This is a genomic window from Gammaproteobacteria bacterium, from assembly GCA_013001575.1.
Classification (GTDB): Bacteria; Pseudomonadota; Gammaproteobacteria; order Steroidobacterales; family JABDMI01; genus JABDMI01.
On sequence record JABDMI010000048.1, the window covers coordinates 16764 to 34269 of the forward strand.

Sequence of the window (17506 nt, forward strand, 5' to 3'; positions counted from 1 at the left end):
AATTAGTTTAGCTGTCTAGTGTATGCAAAGCTACTTGGCTTTGTGTTCAATTCATCATTACTCGTTTATTTATGTTCTGTGTGTGTAACAGGATAGGGCATAGCTTGGGAGATGTGACAGCTTTTTGGGACCACCGATCAATAAAATACAGAGGTAATCGTGAGCGACGATAAGGTAGATTCCGGACGCCGTCATTTTCTAACGGTCGCAACCACCGTTACTGGCGTAGTCGGAGCTGTAGCTGCTGCAGCACCATTCATTCTTTCTCTTAAACCCAGTGCCCGTACCCAGGCACTTGGCGCACCGGTTGAAGCCGATGTGTCCAAGCTTGAGCCGGGTGCCCGCATGATCGTCGAATGGCGCGGTAAACCCGTGTGGATCATTCGTCGCACCCCGGAAATGTTGGCTAGCTTGTCCAAATACGACAGTCTACTCAAGGATCCCAATTCAGAAGACCCGAATTCACTGCAACCAAGTTACGCACAAAACGCCGATCGTGCCATCAACCCGGAATTTCTGGTGCTTATCGGTGTTTGTACTCATCTTGGTTGCTCGCCTGAATTCAGACCACAACCGGCAGCGGACATCAACAGCGGCGGGTTCTTATGCGCCTGTCATGGTTCCAAGTTTGACCTTTCTGGTCGTGTGTATAAAGGCGTTCCGGCTCCAACCAACTTGCCGGTACCGGCGTATCGTTTTATTGGCCCGTCCAATATCCTGATCGGTGACGACACAGGAGTAGCAGCATGAATGTATTTGGCAAGATCGGTGATGGCATGAGCAACTTCAATGTGTGGTTGAACAAGCGCTTCCCACTCGACAAAATGATGAAAGAGCACGTAACCGAATATTACGCCTCTAAAAATCTGAATATCTGGTATGCCTTTGGAGTACTGGCTCTGGTTTTATTCGTTAACCAGATCGTGACCGGCATTTTCCTGACCATGAATTACAAACCGTCGGCGGCAGAAGCTTTTGCGTCGGTGGAATACATCATGCGTGATGTGGATTGGGGCTGGTTGATCCGTTACATGCATTCAACCGGTGCGTCACTGTTTTTTGTAGTGATCTATTTGCACATGTTCCGTGGCATGATGTACGGATCCTACAAGGCACCACGTGAATTGGTCTGGATCGTGGGCATGATCATTTACCTGGTATTGATGGCCGAAGCATTTTTTGGTTATCTATTGCCTTGGGGACAAATGTCCTACTGGGGCGCCAATGTAATTACAGAATTGTTTGGGGCGATTCCAAAGATCGGACCGGGCCTGGTCGAATGGGTACGGGGTGATTACGTGATCTCCGATGTAACCCTGAATCGCTTTTTTGCCTTGCATGTGATCGCCTTGCCATTGGTTTTGGCCTTATTGGTCGTGGTGCATATTCTGGCCTTACATGAAGTGGGCTCAAACAATCCGGATGGTATCGAGATCAAGGAAAACAAGAACGCGGAAGGTAATCCGGTAGACGGCATCACTTTCCACCCTTATTTCACCAGTAAAGACACCGTGATCACAATTGGCTTTTTGATCATCATGGCTGCGATCATTTTCTATGCACCGACCATGGGTGGTTTATTCCTGGAGCATGCAAACTTTGAACCGGCGAATAACCTTAAAACTCCGGAACACATTGCACCTGTCTGGTACTTCACGCCGTTTTATGCGATCTTGCGCGCAGTACCTAACAAGGGTCTGGGCGCTTTATTGATGCTGGTCGCGATTCTGCTGTTATTCCTGTTGCCATGGCTGGATCGCGCACAGGTTAAATCGGTCAAGTACCGTGGCATCTATTACAAAGGTGCTTTGGCACTGTTTGTGATCAGCTTTATTGTGCTCGGGTATCTCGGTTTGCAAAAGCCGACACCGGTGGGCACATTAATGGCGCAGATCTTCAGTGCCATCTACTTTGCCTTTTTCATTCTGATGCCGTGGTACACCAAATGGGACAAGAATAAACCGGTACCCGACCGCGTGACCTTTGAGCATTAGCAATTTACTAATTCATAAATACTGAATTTAATAAAAATTTTTACGAGAACGAGTATGTTTAGTGTGAATAAAATTTGTAGGGTATTAATTGGCATGTTACTGATCGCTTCTGGTCACAGTCTAGTGGCTGCGGGTGGTGGCGATTACATGTTGCGTGTCCAAAACGACCTTAACAATCAAGAATCCTTGCAGCGTGGTGCCAAATATTTTGTCAACTACTGCCTTGGTTGCCACTCTGCCAAATACGTGCGCTACTCACGCGTTGGCGAAGATCTGGATATCAGCGAAGACGAGTTGGTGAATAACCTGATGTTCAATGCCAACAAACCGTTCGAGACCATGTTGTCTTCCATGCAGCCCGAAGACGCACAGCGCTGGTTTGGTGCTACACCGCCTGATCTGTCCTTGATCAGCCGCAGTCGCAATCCGGATTGGTTGTTTACATACCTCAAATCTTTTTATCAAGATGATTCACGTCCACTAGGTAGTAATAACAAACTGCTCCCGGGCGCGAGTATGCCGAATGTATTTTGGGATCTGCAAGGGGAACAAACCCCGATCTATAAAGAAGTTGTCGTAGAGTCGGTTGATGAAGAGGGCAACACAGTTACCCGCAAGCTCAAAAAATTCTCGCACTTTGCCCAGGTCACCGAAGGCAGCTTGAGTCCGGAAGCCTTTGATAGTGTGGTTCGCGATACAGTGAACTTTCTCGATTACATTGGTGAGCCGGTAAAAATGAAACGTAAAAAAATGGGTGTGTGGGTGATATTCTACTTGATCATACTCTTCGGTTTTGCTTATTTCCTGAAAAAGGAAATCTGGAAAGACGTGCACTAGGCACGTTCTTCCGGCTACTTATTTCTTGTTTTAATTTTTGTTTAGGAGATCAACTTGTCTGATCTAGGTTTATTATCCAATCGTCGTTCCGTAATGACGCTTTTCTCACATCCTACCGAGTGCCATTGTCACCGTACCCGTCTGGTCCTTGCTGAAAAGCACATTCAGGCCGAGATCGTGTTGGTGCGTGATCACGAAGCGCCCGAAGATCTTGCCAATTTGAATCCTTACAACAGTACGCCAACTCTGGTAGATCGTGATCTGACTTTGTACGATTCACGCGTGATCATTGATTACCTCGATGAAAGATTTCCGCATCCGCCATTAATGCCGGTTGATCCGGTCTCACGCGCACAATTCCGCTTGATGTTATATCGCATTGAACGTGACTGGTATCAAATGCTTTCTGAAATCGACAACGCTAAAGACAAACGCGCTGCCAACAAGATTCGCAAGATCCTGACTGAAAGTCTGGTGAATGCCGCAGAAATGTTCAGCATGAAGAAGTTTTTCATGAGCGACGAATATACTCTGGTTGACGCAAGTATCTTACCGGTCTTGTGGCGTTTGAAGGAATACGAGATTGAATTACCCAATGAAGCACAGCCAATACTTGACTATGCCAAACGTCATTTCATCCGGGCCGCATTTAAAATGAGCTTGACCGAACTGGAAGCGGAAATGCTGCAGTAAGGCAAAACAGACTAACAAGTTTGATTTCAAATCCACACACGGTGTGGATTTTTTATGAGACCTGGCAGCGCTAAAAGGTTTACAATTTAAGCGCACAGGTTCTATGTTCAAATTAATTTACTTTATGCATTAAAGTCGTATGACTGAATTTCAAAATACCTCCCGCCGACCCTATTTATTGCGTGCCATGCACGAATGGATCACAGACAATCAACAAACCCCTTACATCGTCGTTGACGCGGGCATTGTGGGTGTTGAGGTACCGCGTGAACACGTGCAAGATGGCAAGATAATCCTCAATGTAAGTTACAGTGCCGCGAATGCGCTGGAACTGGGGAATGACTGGGTGATGTTTCAGGCGCGTTTTTCAGGCCTGTCACAATCCATTGCCATTCCAATTTTGGCGGTATTGGCCATTTATTCCAAAGAAACCGGGCAAGGCTTGATCTTTGAGGACGAGGAAGATTACATTCCACCGACTGGCGGTGATGACCCGGGATCTAAATCCGACAGTCCAGAGGGTGATAAATCCGGCGGCGATAAACCAGAGAGTTCTAAACGCTCACACTTACGTGTGGTTAAATAAAGTTTCGGGAGTAAATCTAGCGTCTAGTTGTGTGGATAAAGTGTGTTATCGATCTGGTCACACAAACAATGCAAAACAAGCAAGTGCACTTCCTGTATGCGCGCGGTGGAATTGGACGGTACGCGTAATTCCACATCGCCTTTTTTGAGTTGCCCTGCAATCTTGCCGCCGTCCTTGCCAGACAAAACCACCACAGAGATATCTTTGGCGTGTGCACTGCTGATCGCTTCGATTACATTGGGTGAATTTCCCGAGGTACTGATGGCAAGCAGTACATCTCCTGCCTGACCCAGGCCGCGCACTTGTTTGGCAAAAACCTGGGTGTATGCGTAGTCGTTGGCAATCGAGGTGAGCGTGGATGAGTCCGTGGTTAGGGCAATGCCAGCCAACTCCGGGCGCTCGCGTTCAAAGCGATTGATCAACTCGGCCGCAAAATGCTGGGCATCCGCGGCGGAACCGCCATTGCCACAAGCCATGACCTTGTTGCCTTGGTCCAGCGCCTGACTCATCAGCTCGCCAGCGCGGGCAATCGCCGTGGGCAAACTTTCTTGTGAGACTTGTTTGGTGGCAATACTGTCAGAGAATAGATCCTGAATACGCTCAATTTGTTGACTGAGATCCTGGCTTTGATCGGGTTTAGAAGTCGTAGTCACGCTGGTCGTCCAGTGAAAATGCACATGGATGCCATTGTAAATGACTTTGCCCGCTTTCAATAGTGATTACATCAAAACGGCAATTATGTTGTTTGAATTCAGGGTGTTTTTGTAAAAAATAGCGTGCCGCATTGATGAGTTTGCGTTGTTTGTGAATATGCACGCTTTGTGCTGCACTCAGATGTTTAGCCGATCTGCGATAGCGAACTTCCACGAAGACCAGTTCATTGTCCTTGCTCATGACAATATCGAGTTCACCAAATCGAGAACTCACATTGCTGGCCACGGTATCAAATCCCTTGGAATGCAAGAATAATCTTGCTTGAGTTTCGGCTGCGTTTCCTGCGGCAATATGCCGGGCTTTGGAGCCTGATAGAGTAAACAGCGATTGCAGTCTGGTTAGCACTTTGATTCCTTATGCGAATTTTAATTTCCATATTGCGCCGAACAGAAAAATTCGGCATCTGATTGGTGCGAGTGTCGCTAATTGCAAATACTACAATAGTTAACGACTTCAGTCATTGTAACCTGTGTAAGATCTAATGCACAGAGAATGTGGTTCAATGAATTTAGCTTGTTTTATTCACCCGGGTCAATGTCAGAATATTCTTCATCCGACAATTCGTCGTCGAGTGGTTCCAGTTCGCGCACGATCTCATGGGTTTTTTCAACCTGCCCCCCGGAAACCAAAGCTAGTGGTAATTTACGCTGGATCACGCCAATTTCATTAATACTCAGCTCACCACTCAATCCTTGATACGGTGTGAGCGGATCGATACTCAACTGGTCCAGGTAATTTATCGCATCAAAACCCAGGCTGATCAATTGCAATAATTGGCTGTTACTGGGGTTGTCAGGGGTGATATTCAAGGTGCTGGCCAGTTCAGGGTCAGTCTGTAAGGGGTCTATGATCCAGTCACTCAAGGTGATGTGCACCCCGTTAAGGTCTTTATTGCGCACCGGGTCTGCCTCATAAATACTCGAGGTGGCGATTACCGGAATACGGCTGGCGTAATGGAACTTGAGTTGTGGTCGAATCAGGCGACCTTGTTTCGAATCCGCACCCAGGAAAATAAAATCCACGTCTTGACGTCGTCGTGCTTCGTATTCTATTTCGTTACCCAGTAGCCAGCTGAGTTGCCGAAAACGCTGCTTGCTTTCATCCACATTCAGCATTCCGGTAATGGCCACACTGTGGTCATTCTCACGTGTGGAATAGTTTGCTTGTTCCAGTAGTATGCCGCCGCCATTCTCGAAACGCGTTTGAAAGGCTTGCACAACACGACGTCCCCAATCGGTGCTTGGAGTAAGGGTTAAGGCCTGAGTGTACCCTTCGGTCAAGGCATATTCGGCCGCCGCGATGGCTTCATCTTCCGGTGCCAGACCAAATTGCAACAGGTTTGCAATACCAAATTCATTATCGACCCGGTTCAAGGCCAGAACCGGAACACTGCCCAGGCGTGGCTCGATCTCTTCTATGCTGCTTTTATTCAAGGGTCCGATCAAGGCATCCACGTCATAGGTCATGGCCTCGGCGTACGCATTGATCGCGCCCAAGCCGGTGTCGTGGAAACTCAACTGGAAGGGCAGAATACGACGCTGATTGGCGCTCACAATACCTTGACGAATGACCTCACCCGCACGTGCCAGACGACCGCTTAATGGCAGTAACACACCCACGCGTTCGATATTACCGAGCGGGGCAATGCTGCCGCCGGTGAATTCATCCTGGTCGCTGTAAAGATTGTTCAGGCCTATTTCAAAGGCCGGATGCCCGGGAAATTCTGCGCTCCACTCGGTTAGCGCACGCCGCTTGAGGCGGGCGTTGGGTGCGGAATTGAAAGCAGCAACCGCGCTTATCCAACCATTCAACAGGGTTTCGTCCGGATCCAGAGTTTCGCTAAATCCGGCAATCAGGTTTTGATTCAGGAGATTCCACAAGCGTTGACGATTGTCTTGCAGTTCTTCCGCATTGCGCATAAAGCGTTCGCGTTCCAGAAACTGTCGTGCACCATCAGTGGTCTGCCCCAAGGCAAAAAATGCATGACCTTTTAAACCATAATAGGGACGCGCGATGTCGGCCGAGGATTGCGGATCCAGGGTGTTGATCGATGTCAGGGCCTGCATGGGCATATCCAGCTCGAGCAATACCCTCGTTTGCAGCAGGATCTTGCGTACCTGGCTTTTTGCATCCAGCATGTTCCGGATCGACGACAGATCGCGCTGGGCATTTTGGTATTGTTGTACCTCAAACCATTGTTGCGCGGCTTCGAGCAAATATTTATCGCGTTGAATGCCGCTGCTCCGGCTGGCTAATTGACGATACCCGCGTGCCGCTGCATTATGATTGCCTCTGCGCGCGTGTTCGGCCGCGGTCACAGTCGGTACCGGGTTGGAACTTGGGCGGCTAGGGCCGTATACGCCGGTTTCGCATGCGCTGAGTATGAATAAGGAGAATAGTGTGATGGCACACGTTCTGATTAAAAAATATTTCGATCGGTTCACGATGATTCCTGCGTTGGCCGTTATTAATGAACATCGCCAGCCCGGGATGTTCTGTGATGTGAAAACACAAGAGACCATTGTAACGTGAGTACCCTGTATCTGGTAGCAACCCCCATCGGAAATCGTGAAGATATGTCTCCGCGTGGCAGCCGCATATTGAGCGAAGTAGACATTGTGTACGCCGAAGATACCCGCCATAGCCGGCAATTGCTATTTGCTTTCGGGATAGAAGCCGAATTGCGCTCCCTGCATCAACACAATGAAAAAGTACGAGTTACCGAAGTCATCGACTTGTTGGATGCGGGTAAAAATATCGCCTTGGTCTCCGATGCCGGCATGCCATTGATCAGTGACCCGGGCTCCTTGCTGGTTGCATCAATCCAGAAATCAGAGCACAGCGTTGTGCCCATTCCCGGTCCCAGTGCGGTGATCGCCGCTGTGGCGGGTTCGGGCTTGAGCACCCAGCCATTCAGTTTTTTCGGCTTTCTGCCAGACAAAAAAGGCAAACGTGAAAATTATATATCGTCATTAACAAATCTTGCGCACACACTGGTGTTCTTTGTGGCGATCCATGATCTGCAAAAATACCTGAAAGAGATCGAGGGCATTTTCCCAATCCAGACCCTTTGTGTGGCGCGTGAACTCACAAAACTGCATGAACAATTTTATTCGGGTACGGCGAGTGAGTTATCCGAGATGATAGAATCAAGACAACTGGTTCTGAAAGGCGAGGCGGTGTTGTTGATCGATAATACGCAAGCCGAATCGGGTGATTCTGAGTCAATTAACAAGTCTGAGATCATCAAAGCCTTTGCCAATGAGTTGCCAAGCAGTAAACTGGCCAAGATCATCGCCAAACTGACGGGTGAGAATCGCCAGGATGTGTATGCCGAAATAGAGGAGCTGAAAAAGTGACAATAAAATTGTCACTTTATTGTCATCCCGTACAAGATACGGGATCCATTTATTTTAATAATAACAACCGGAGAAACCCATGACCGCCACCGAAGATATTTTCCTACCCGCCATCGCTTTGATTTTATGGACCCTGGTTTATGCCGGAGTTATGGGGTATTACCGAGTGCGTTCTGCCAAAGAAGGCAAGGTGGATCCGCGCGCGTTTAAAACCTACGCCGACACTTCATCCTTTACGGACACTATGCGAAAGATGAGTAATCATTACGACAATCTACTCATGATGCCAATGTTGTTTTATGTGATTGTGATTATGGTTTATATAACCGATTCTGTTGACTCGGTATTTATAGGCCTTGCCTGGATCTATGTGGGATTACGCTTTGTGCATTCCTTTATTCACTTGGGCAGGAATAATCCGATCAAACGCTTTATGCCGTTTGCAGGGAGTGCACTGGTGTTGTTGATTATGTTATTGAAGTTAGCGGTGGGATTGGCTAGTTAGTTATTGCAGCGATAGTTGAGTTTTCGTTTAGTGTTTTCTTCAAAGTTGGACGTTTCGGAAATTGAAATAACACCGTATTTACGAGTGAATTTATATTCAATCAAGTTGGGTAGATAGCATCCTAGATTCTTCCCAGAAAAATCCCATACATATTCATTGTAGATACCCTCTGATGAATCAAGACATGAAATTGATTTAATATTGAGTAAACTGCCTTGCTCTTCTTGTAAAGACAGCTTATTGCAAGGAAACAATAGTTTCTGATGAGTGAGTTCGGGTAAGAGATATCTATTATCCGAATATATCAATGCAAAAACTTTCGTATTCCCATCGAAATCTTTTAAGTAGAGATATTTCGATATTTTTCTGCTGTAACTTTGAAGAACTTATATTCGCCATTGTTAAGGTTTGGATCCGTGAAGCTTCTACTATGATCTCCTCTATCTTTTGCTAATGATGTTGGAGCAAGACTGGAAAATAAAATATAAATTACAAATACTAGACCTGTAAACAGAAAAAAAGTATCGAGCTTTTAAGTATCCGCTTATTCATAAATTTTAAATCTCTTGCGAAATTTCCAACTAAGTGTATCGTACCACCCCTGAGCCGGCCAGACAGTCGCTGTTGATCTCGTATCAATGGAGGAAAGTCCGGGCTCCACAGGGTAGAACGCCAGATAGCGTCTGGGTGGTGTGAACCAACGGAAAGTGCCACAGAAAATATACCGCTGACTCCGGTCAGTAAGGGTGAAATGGTGCGGTAAGAGCGCACCGCGCGTCTGGTAACAGGCGTGGCAGGGTAAACCCCGTTCGGAGCAAGGCCAAATAGGGGAGTTGGGGCGAAAGTCCCGCCTGTGACCCACAGGGCTCCCGGGTAGGCTGCTTGAGATGCCTGGTGACAGGTAATCCAGATGAATGACTGTCCGCGACAGAACCCGGCTTATCGGCCGGCTCAGACTTTTTCTGTATAAATAATATACAATTTCACTTTCTTAACAAGTGCTTAAAGGAAGTGCTTGTAAGTCACTGATATTCCGTTTTATTAGTCCTCGATTTTTCCTGTTTTATGGTGTAAAATGTGCCGTAAGTCACTGTTCTCACACATTTTTTTCTAAAATACAGTTGACACTCTCACACCACATTAACTATAGTGTCGATTAGTGGTAAAAAGTGGGAGAAAATGGGTTTTTTAGGCACTGTCTGGTCACCTGACCGCAGAAACCCGACAAATAAGTCATGTTACGTGGTGCAAGCCAAATCAATCTCGATGCCAAGGGTCGCTTATCGATCCCTTCGCGCTATCGTGCCCAGCTGCAAGAAACCTGCCAGGGCCAGGTTGTGGTTACCGTGGATAAAGACTACTGCCTGTTGATCTACCCCTTCCCGGAATGGGAAGACGTTGAACGCAAACTCAACCGCCTGCCCAACCTGAATAAACAGGCCCGCCGCTTACAACGCTTGATGATCGGTTACGCCTCGGAAGTTGAAATGGATGGTAACGGCCGTGTATTGCTGCCCAAAGAGTTACGCGCTTTCGCCGGATTGGAAAAACAAGTGGTCTTGCTGGGGCAAGGCAACAAGTTCGAGCTTTGGGACGAAACCCGCTGGAACGAGAATCGCGATGCCTGGTTGGCAGAAGACGATGGCCCTCTCGAGGGCGAATTAGAAACCTTGTCGTTGTAAGCCTTCTTACGATGACATCCACTTTAAACAACGGATCGCACAAGTCCGCTGACGGGACTGTGCAGCAACGAGTACACGAGCCGGTTTTACTTGAAGAGGCAATGGCTAACTTGGCATTAAAGGCTAACGGAATATATGTTGACGCGACTTTTGGTCGTGGCGGCCACACATCCGCGATGTTAAAGCAAGTCAAACATGTGTACGCCTTCGACCGCGACCCCACCGCGCACGCGCATGCCGAGAAGCATTTTTCCGAAGTGAGTAATTTCACCCTGATCAATCGCCCGTTTAGCGAGTTGCAACAGGGCCTGCAAGAGCACGGCGTTGACAAGATCGATGGTCTGTTGATGGATCTTGGGGTTTCTTCACCGCAACTGGACGTGGCCGAACGCGGCTTCAGTTTTCGGCTTGATGGGCCGCTGGACATGCGTATGGACTACACCCGTGGTCAACCGGTCAGTGACTGGTTGGCCGAGGCCGGTCACCAGGACATCGCCCGGGTGCTACGCACTTACGGTGACGAGAGTGAGGCACTTTCCATAGCCTCGAAGATCATCCAATACAGAGCACATACACCACTCACACGTACTTCACAGTTGGCCGATATCGTGTCACAAGTGAAATCGCACAAATCCAGACGCGCTGGCAAGGGCGTAAAAAAGTCCATTCACCCGGCCACCAAAACCTTCCAGGCCTTACGCATATTCATTAATCAGGAGATGCAGGAATTGGAAGCGTGTTTGCAACAGGGTGCCGAACTGCTTAATCCCAATGGCCGCCTGTGTGTGATCAGCTTTCACTCTCTGGAAGACCGCATTGTTAAACGCTTTATGCGCGATGCTTCGCGAATTGATCCGGCTTTGTCGCGCTTGCCAGAGATCCCGCGGGAATTGCAACCGAAATTCAAAATCATTGGAAAAGCAATTAAAGCGGGAAAAGCCGAAATTGAAAAAAACCCGCGGGCCCGCAGTGCGGTTTTGCGTGTCGTTGAACGAGTGGCGCAGGCCGCTTAGGTATTAGTGGAGAAATGAAAGCATCAATGACGGGAATTGTGATCGTGGTGTTGTGGGTGGCGGTGCTGTATTCAGCCATCAGTCTGGTCACGGTGCGCCATGAGGCGCGCAACCAGTTCATCGCCTTGCAGCAATTGGTGAAGCAGCGCGATGCCTTATTGGTGGAATGGGGACAGTTACAAATTGAACAAAGTACTTTTGCCACGCACGCCCGCATTGATCGTTTGGCGCGGGAAAAATTGAAACTCAAGCAACCGCTGGCCAATGACATTGTCATTGTTAAAGCGAAATAGAGTGTAAACCTGAAAACTGCATGAAAAAAACAACCAGCAAACGCAGCGAAATGCAAAAACGGATTGCCGCCTTTAAATGGCGCGGCGCGTTTATCTTTGCGTGCTTTTTTGTGTTATCCGCGGGATTGGCCGGACGTGCATTTCAGTTACAAGTGCTTGAACATGAATTCTTTACCGATCAAGCCGATGCCAGACATGTGCGTACTGTCAAGATCAGTGCCCATCGGGGCCAGATCACCGACCGCAATGGCGAATTGATCGCGGTCAGCACCCCGGTGGATTCGGTCTGGGTGAATCCCAAAACCATTTTACAAGCCGAAGTGAATTATCCGGCCCTGGCCAAGGCCCTGAGTCGTGATGAAGCGTGGGTTTCGCGTCGTATCAGTCAAAACTCGCACAAAGAGTTTGTGTATTTACGTCGACACATGCGTCCCGACCTGGCAGAGCAGATCAAGGCCATGAATATTCCAGGTTTGTATCTGGAACGCGAATATCAACGCTATTACCCGGCGGGTGAGGTCACCTCGCATTTACTCGGTTTCACCAATATTGATGATCAAGGTCAGGAAGGTTTGGAGCTGGCCTATGATCATCGCTTACAGGGTGAACCGGGCAAGAAGCAAGTATTGCGCGATCGTTTGGGTCGCAGTATTGACGATCTTGACCTGATCGCAGAACCGCGTCCGGGTGAAACCCTGGTCACCAGTATTGATCTGCGTTTGCAGTACCTGGCCTATCGCGAATTAAAAACCGCGGTGCAAAAATTTTCTGCTTCCTCGGGCTCTATTGTGGTTCTGGATGTGCACAGTGGCGAGGTTTTGGCAATGGCAAATCAACCTGCCTACAACCCGAATAACCGCGGTGATTCTCCGGTCTCACATTATCGCAATCGTGCCGTCACCGACCTGTTCGAGCCGGGTTCAAGCATTAAACCTCTGATCGCAGCCGCGGCCATTGAAACCAACAGCTATAGCCAGTACTCCAAGGTTAATACGGATCCGGGTTTTTTCAAGATCGGTTCGCGCACCATTAAAGACAAACACAATCTGGGCGAGATCGACCTGACGACAGTGATAGCGCGTTCGAGCAATGTGGGTATTGCCCGGGTTGCCCTGCAGCTTGAGCCCAAAAAAATGTGGAATATATTATCGGGTTTTGGATTGGGGCAATTGACCTACAGCAGTTTTCCCGGTGAATCGGCCGGATTGTTGAATCACTACAGTAACTGGCGTGAAAACTCGCAGGCCAGCATGGCTTATGGCTACGGCTTGTCGGTAACACCACTGCAAATGGCGCAAGCCTATGCGGTTATTGGTAACAACGGCGTGCGTTATCCGATCAGTTTTTTAAAACGTGAATCCAGTGATCTTTCTTATCTCGGTGAACGGATAATTTCTTCCGACACCGCGCGTCAATCCATTGCCATGATGGAACAGGTGGTGAACCCGGGTGGCACCGCGCCGCAGGCGCGAATTGAAGGGTATCGCGTAGCGGGTAAAACCGGAACGGCCTGGAAATTTATTAATGGCGCCTACAGTCAAGAGCGTTATCGCGGTTCATTTGTTGGCTTGGCACCGGCAACCGATCCGCAAGTGGCTGTGGTGGTGATGATCGATGATCCGCGAGGTGAAAAGTATTACGGCGGGGATGTTGCAGCGCCGGTGTTTTCCAATACGCTGGCCGGTGCATTGCGTTTGTTGAATGTTCACCCGGACGGATTTCCCGAATACACCGACCCGCATGCCTTGCAAGTTACCAATCGCTTGAGTGAGCTGTTGCACAACGAGGAATCGCAATGAGTGCTTACCTGACGACACTTGGAGAATTGCTCGACGGCATGCACGAGTTGGATACGGGTATTCAGGCGATCAAGGTTCGCGGGCTTGCACTCGATTCCAGACGTTTGCAGCGCGATGAAGTGTTTATTGCTGTGCAGGGAGGTGCTGCCCATGGTCTGGATTTTCTGGACAGTATTCTGGACAAACAAGTTGCTGCAATTATTTTTGAGCCGAGTGAGCAATATCCGGAGAATTTCACGTCCACAGTGCCAATGATCGCAGTCGAGGGCTTGGGACAAAAGGTTTCAGACATTGCCGCACGTTTTTATGCTCATCCCAGTGAAGATCTTGGCGTAATTGCTATTACGGGCACAAACGGCAAAACCACGTGTGCGTACTTATTGACCCAGTTGCTCACCAATCTTGAAAAAGATGCTGCCATGATCGGAACACTGGGTGCCGGGCGTTTAGACGAAATACAAGAATCCGGCTTAACCACGCCAGATGCGATCAGTGTACAGGCCTTGCTGGCAGAATTTCGTGATAGAGGAATTGAGTACGTGGTTATGGAGGCCTCATCCCACGCTTTGCACCAGCACCGACTGGCCGCGGTAAAAATAGATGTCGCGGCTTTTACCAATTTGTCGCAAGACCATCTGGATTATCACGCCGACATGCATGCATATCTTGCGGCTAAAGCACAATTGTTCAATTTTCCGAGTCTGGCTACCGGCGTATTGAATGCAGACGACAAAGTGTTTCGTAAATTGCAAAGTCTGATGCCGGCAAAATTGAAAACTATAAATTTTTCCTTGCAAGCATCCGGGTCTGCAACGGTATCGGCTTCGGCAATACAAAGCGATGCCAGAAAAACAGAATTTACGCTCAGTCTGAATAATAAAAATTATTTTGTGCAGTCGCCTTTACTGGGTGAGTTCAATGTGGCCAATCTTTTACTGGTGATCTCGGTGATGACTGCCTTGAACTTTGACCCGGAAGCAATCGTTGCCCAAATTAAACAATTATCAGCGCCAAAAGGCCGTTTACAACGCATGGGTAATCTTGAAACGCCAACGGTGGTTATTGATTACGCCCACACACCGGATGCGTTGGAAAAAGCTTTGCAAACCTTAAAGCCCTTGAGTCAGGACAAACTAGCCGCGGTCTTTGGCTGTGGTGGCGATCGCGACAAAAGCAAGCGGCCGGTGATGGGCATGATCGCTGCCAATCTTGCCGATCAAATTTATTTAACTGATGACAACCCGCGTACCGAGGCCTCTGAAGACATTATTGCGGATATCCAAAACGGCATTCGTGAACAGATTGAGGTCAGAATCATTCCAGATCGTGCCAAAGCTATTCGTCAAAGCATTCATGCGGCCAGTGCTCAGGACATTGTCTTGATCGCCGGCAAAGGCCATGAGACCTATCAGATCATCGGTAGCACAAAGCACGATTTCAGTGATGAGCTGCACGCACAAAGCGCCCTGGATGTGTGGCCGGAGTTAAGCGCATGATGGCCGATCTCAATACCTTGGCGCATCTGGTCGGAGGCACCTTGCATGGCAGTAATGCCATGTTCGAGAATGTTTCTACGGATAGCCGCACGGTCGGATTTAACGATCTGTTTGTGGCGCTCAAGGGCCCAAATTTCAATGGCAACGATTTCATGATCCAGGCGCAGGAAGCCGGTGCGGCTGGTGCGCTGGTTTCGGAACTGAATCCGGACGCCTTGATCAACCAGGTTCTGGTTGAAGACACTTTAAAGGCCTTGCAAGTATTTGCCACGCATTGGCGTGAGCAATTCAGTATTCCGGTCATCGGCATCACCGGCAGTAATGGAAAAACCACCACCAAAACCATGCTGGCCGAGATCCTTAAGCAGTCGCATCAGGTGCACGTGACCGAGGGGAACTTTAATAATGACATCGGTGTGCCAATTACTTTGTTGAAGCTGCGCGAAAATCACCAGTTTTCAGTGATTGAAATGGGCGCCAATCATCGCGCCGAGATCGGTGAACTGGCGGCCATGGCAAAACCCGACATTGGGATTATCACCAACACCAGTGCAGCACACCTCGAGGGATTTAAAGACCTGGAAGGTGTGGTGCGCACTAAAGGTGAGTTGTTTCAGGCCTTGGCCGCAACCGGCACAGCAATTATCAATGCCGAATCCAAAGGTTCCCTGTTTTTGAGCAAGCTGGCACAGCATAGTGAACAGATTAATTTTGGTTTTGAGCCTGGTACCGATGTGCGGGTTTCCGATTTTCATCATCGTGTGATCGAAGGCAGCTTAAAACAGGTTTTCAATTTACGCACCCCGGCCTGGGAAACGGAAATTGTCATGAATTTGCTCGGCAAGCACAACGCCATGAATGCGGCTGCCGCAGCCGCTGCGGCAACTGTTCTGGGTATCGAACGGGTCGATGTGGAAAACGGTCTGTTACGAATGCATGCGGTAAAAGGACGATTTAATTTGCACGAACTGGGCACTGGTGGTTGGCTAATTGATGATTGTTACAACGCAAACCCTGCATCCATGTTCGCTGCCATCGAAACCGCCTGCGCATTGGAGCACCCGGTCTGGTTTGTTATGGGTGACATGTTTGAAATGGGTGATAAAGCCGATGCGTTTCATGCCGAGATCGGCGCTTATGCCAAAAAACACGGGGTTGAGCGTTTGTATACCGTTGGTGAACACAGTATGGCCGCCGTGGCTGCGTTTGGTGAACAAGGAAAAAACTTTACCAGTACCGAAGAACTCAGCATGCACCTGAATCAGGTCATGGCAGCAACCGCAGAACCGATAACGGTTTTGGTGAAAGCTTCACGCGGTATGCATTTCGAGAATATTGTCAGTGAGGTTAGCAAGCACTTCATCGAAGCAACAGGGCAGTACAGAATCCTGAACAAACAATTACTGGAGTCACAATAATGCTGCTTTATTTAACTGAATACATGCAACAGTATGTGTCTGGATTCAATGTGTTTGGTTACTTGACCATGCGCGCAATTCTGGGCGCTTTGACTGCTTTGGTAATTTCACTTGCCATCGGGCCATGGATGATCAATCGCTTGAGCGCCAAACAGATCGGACAGGTAATTCGCGAAGATGGCCCACAATCGCATTTGAGTAAAGCGGGCACTCCAACCATGGGCGGTACATTGATCGTAGTGACCATCGCCATCAGTACCTTGTTGTGGGGAGATCTGCGTAATCAATACGTCTGGTTGGTTTTGCTGGTTACCTTCGCCAACGGACTGATCGGTTTTTACGACGACTATCAAAAGATCAAGTTTGGGAATAGCAAAGGCTTGTCTGCGCGCGGCAAGATCTTGTGGCAATCGGTCATTGCTTTAGCCGCGGCCTGGTATTTGTTCGACATTTCTGTTGGCACGCCTTTGGGTAATAGTCTGATCATTCCGTATTTAAAGGACGTCGCCATTCCGCTGGGCTTTGGTTCAATCTTGCTGACTTATTTGGTCATCGTGGGTACCTCCAATGCAGTCAATCTCACTGACGGCCTCGATGGTCTGGCCATTATGCCGGCCGTGCTGGTGGGAGGCGCTCTGGGTTTATTTGCCTACGTTGCGGGCAATATCAATTTTTCGGAGTACCTGGGAATTCCATACATTGAAGGTGTGGGCGAACTGTTTGTGTTCTGCTCAACCATCGGAGGCGCAGGACTGGGCTTTTTGTGGTTCAACACCTATCCCGCACAAGTGTTCATGGGCGATGTAGGCGCTCTTGCTTTGGGTGCAGCGCTGGGTGTGGTTGCGGTGGCGGTTAAACAGGAAGTCGTGTTAATGATCATGGGCGGCGTGTTTGTGATGGAGGCGGTGTCGGTTATTTTGCAAGTCGGCTCGTTTAAATTGCGCGGGAAAAGAATTTTCCGCATGGCACCCATTCACCATCACTACGAATTAAAAGGTTGGGCCGAACCCAAGGTGATCGTGCGCTTTTGGATCATCACGGTAATTCTGGTTTTGATCGGTCTGGCCAGTCTGAAAATTCGCTAATAATTCGCTAATCGGAAACAAATTTAACGCTA

General features: G+C 48.6%; 17 protein-coding genes and 1 other RNA gene. 15 read left to right on the plus strand and 3 right to left on the minus strand.

Annotated features, from left to right (window positions below):
- Nucleotides 1–156 precede the first annotated feature (156 nt).
- The 5 genes from petA to HKN88_04515 all read left to right on the plus strand — a co-directional run bounded on the left by petA (nt 157) and on the right by HKN88_04515 (nt 4110).
- Nucleotides 157–750, plus strand: a complete 594-nt coding sequence (gene petA, locus HKN88_04495; protein NNC97312.1) for a ubiquinol-cytochrome c reductase iron-sulfur subunit — start codon at nt 157–159, stop codon at nt 748–750.
- A gap of 26 nt (nt 751–776) precedes the next feature.
- Nucleotides 777–1994 carry a cytochrome bc complex cytochrome b subunit gene (locus tag HKN88_04500; GenBank protein ID NNC97313.1) on the plus strand — a complete coding sequence of 406 codons (1218 nt, stop codon included), beginning with the start codon at nt 777–779 and terminating at the stop codon, nt 1992–1994.
- A gap of 93 nt (nt 1995–2087) precedes the next feature.
- Nucleotides 2088–2831, plus strand: coding sequence for a cytochrome c1 (locus HKN88_04505; GenBank protein ID NNC97314.1), 744 nt, complete (start codon nt 2088–2090; stop codon nt 2829–2831).
- Nucleotides 2832–2924: 93 nt separating this feature from the next.
- A complete protein-coding gene (locus HKN88_04510) occupies nt 2925–3524 on the plus strand; it encodes a stringent starvation protein A (GenBank protein NNC97315.1) in 600 nt (199 codons plus the stop codon).
- A 139-nt stretch (nt 3525–3663) separates the two neighbouring features.
- On the plus strand, nt 3664–4110 hold the full coding sequence (locus HKN88_04515) for a ClpXP protease specificity-enhancing factor (GenBank protein ID NNC97316.1): 447 nt from the start codon (nt 3664–3666) through the stop codon (nt 4108–4110).
- A 23-nt stretch (nt 4111–4133) separates the two neighbouring features.
- Here the strand turns inward: HKN88_04515 and HKN88_04520 are convergent, their stop codons facing one another.
- From HKN88_04520 to HKN88_04530, 3 genes are all read right to left on the minus strand, one after another.
- Entirely contained in the window at nt 4134–4715 is a 582-nt protein-coding gene (locus HKN88_04520; GenBank protein NNC97317.1) for a phosphoheptose isomerase, read from the minus strand.
- A gap of 31 nt (nt 4716–4746) precedes the next feature.
- Complete coding sequence (locus HKN88_04525) at nt 4747–5169, minus strand: YraN family protein (GenBank protein ID NNC97318.1); 423 nt, start codon at nt 5167–5169, stop codon at nt 4747–4749.
- A gap of 173 nt (nt 5170–5342) precedes the next feature.
- Complete coding sequence (locus tag HKN88_04530) at nt 5343–7268, minus strand: penicillin-binding protein activator (protein NNC97319.1); 1926 nt, start codon at nt 7266–7268, stop codon at nt 5343–5345.
- 84 nt (nt 7269–7352) lie between these two features.
- Between HKN88_04530 and rsmI the strand changes: the two genes are divergently transcribed.
- The 10 genes from rsmI (at nt 7353) to HKN88_04580 (ending at nt 17474) form a co-directional block, all read left to right on the plus strand.
- Nucleotides 7353–8183, plus strand: a complete 831-nt coding sequence (gene rsmI, locus HKN88_04535) for a 16S rRNA (cytidine(1402)-2'-O)-methyltransferase (GenBank protein ID NNC97320.1) — start codon at nt 7353–7355, stop codon at nt 8181–8183.
- A 79-nt stretch (nt 8184–8262) separates the two neighbouring features.
- Nucleotides 8263–8688, plus strand: a complete 426-nt coding sequence (locus HKN88_04540) for a hypothetical protein (GenBank protein NNC97321.1) — start codon at nt 8263–8265, stop codon at nt 8686–8688.
- Nucleotides 8689–9290: 602 nt separating this feature from the next.
- An RNA gene (gene rnpB / locus HKN88_04545) (RNase P RNA component class A) lies at nt 9291–9646 on the plus strand.
- A 277-nt stretch (nt 9647–9923) separates the two neighbouring features.
- On the plus strand, nt 9924–10370 hold the full coding sequence (gene mraZ / locus HKN88_04550) for a division/cell wall cluster transcriptional repressor MraZ (GenBank protein ID NNC97322.1): 447 nt from the start codon (nt 9924–9926) through the stop codon (nt 10368–10370).
- Between the two features lie 11 nt (nt 10371–10381).
- Entirely contained in the window at nt 10382–11383 is a 1002-nt protein-coding gene (gene rsmH, locus HKN88_04555) for a 16S rRNA (cytosine(1402)-N(4))-methyltransferase RsmH (GenBank protein NNC97323.1), read from the plus strand.
- 26 nt (nt 11384–11409) lie between these two features.
- Nucleotides 11410–11676, plus strand: coding sequence for a cell division protein FtsL (ftsL, locus tag HKN88_04560; protein ID NNC97324.1), 267 nt, complete (start codon nt 11410–11412; stop codon nt 11674–11676).
- 50 nt (nt 11677–11726) lie between these two features.
- On the plus strand, nt 11727–13475 hold the full coding sequence (locus HKN88_04565; GenBank protein NNC97325.1) for a penicillin-binding protein 2: 1749 nt from the start codon (nt 11727–11729) through the stop codon (nt 13473–13475).
- Entirely contained in the window at nt 13472–14971 is a 1500-nt protein-coding gene (locus HKN88_04570) for a UDP-N-acetylmuramoyl-L-alanyl-D-glutamate--2,6-diaminopimelate ligase (GenBank protein NNC97326.1), read from the plus strand. Before HKN88_04565 ends, HKN88_04570 begins: the two co-directional genes overlap by 4 nt.
- Complete coding sequence (locus HKN88_04575) at nt 14968–16389, plus strand: UDP-N-acetylmuramoyl-tripeptide--D-alanyl-D-alanine ligase (protein ID NNC97327.1); 1422 nt, start codon at nt 14968–14970, stop codon at nt 16387–16389. Before HKN88_04570 ends, HKN88_04575 begins: the two co-directional genes overlap by 4 nt.
- Nucleotides 16389–17474 (plus strand): phospho-N-acetylmuramoyl-pentapeptide-transferase, encoded by a 1086-nt coding sequence (locus tag HKN88_04580; protein ID NNC97328.1) that lies wholly within the window; start codon nt 16389–16391, stop codon nt 17472–17474. The genes HKN88_04575 and HKN88_04580 overlap by 1 nt, the downstream gene beginning before the upstream one ends.
- The last annotated feature ends 32 nt before the right edge of the window (nt 17475–17506 follow it).

Bases quoted from the DNA above. Each gene is read 5' to 3' on its own strand.
- HKN88_04540 (NNC97321.1), top strand. From the start codon at position 8,263: ATGACCGCCACCGAAGATATTTTCCTACCCGCCATCGCTTTGATTTTA.
- HKN88_04565 (NNC97325.1), top strand. From the start codon at position 11,727: ATGCAAAAACGGATTGCCGCCTTTAAATGGCGCGGCGCGTTTATCTTT.
- HKN88_04515 (NNC97316.1), top strand. From the start codon at position 3,664: ATGACTGAATTTCAAAATACCTCCCGCCGACCCTATTTATTGCGTGCC.
- HKN88_04580 (NNC97328.1), top strand. From the start codon at position 16,389: ATGCTGCTTTATTTAACTGAATACATGCAACAGTATGTGTCTGGATTC.
- HKN88_04500 (NNC97313.1), top strand. From the start codon at position 777: ATGAGCAACTTCAATGTGTGGTTGAACAAGCGCTTCCCACTCGACAAA.
- HKN88_04510 (NNC97315.1), top strand. From the start codon at position 2,925: ATGACGCTTTTCTCACATCCTACCGAGTGCCATTGTCACCGTACCCGT.
- mraZ (NNC97322.1), top strand. From the start codon at position 9,924: ATGTTACGTGGTGCAAGCCAAATCAATCTCGATGCCAAGGGTCGCTTA.
- HKN88_04570 (NNC97326.1), top strand. From the start codon at position 13,472: ATGAGTGCTTACCTGACGACACTTGGAGAATTGCTCGACGGCATGCAC.
- rsmH (NNC97323.1), top strand. From the start codon at position 10,382: ATGACATCCACTTTAAACAACGGATCGCACAAGTCCGCTGACGGGACT.
- HKN88_04575 (NNC97327.1), top strand. From the start codon at position 14,968: ATGATGGCCGATCTCAATACCTTGGCGCATCTGGTCGGAGGCACCTTG.
- ftsL (NNC97324.1), top strand. From the start codon at position 11,410: ATGACGGGAATTGTGATCGTGGTGTTGTGGGTGGCGGTGCTGTATTCA.
- HKN88_04505 (NNC97314.1), top strand. From the start codon at position 2,088: ATGTTACTGATCGCTTCTGGTCACAGTCTAGTGGCTGCGGGTGGTGGC.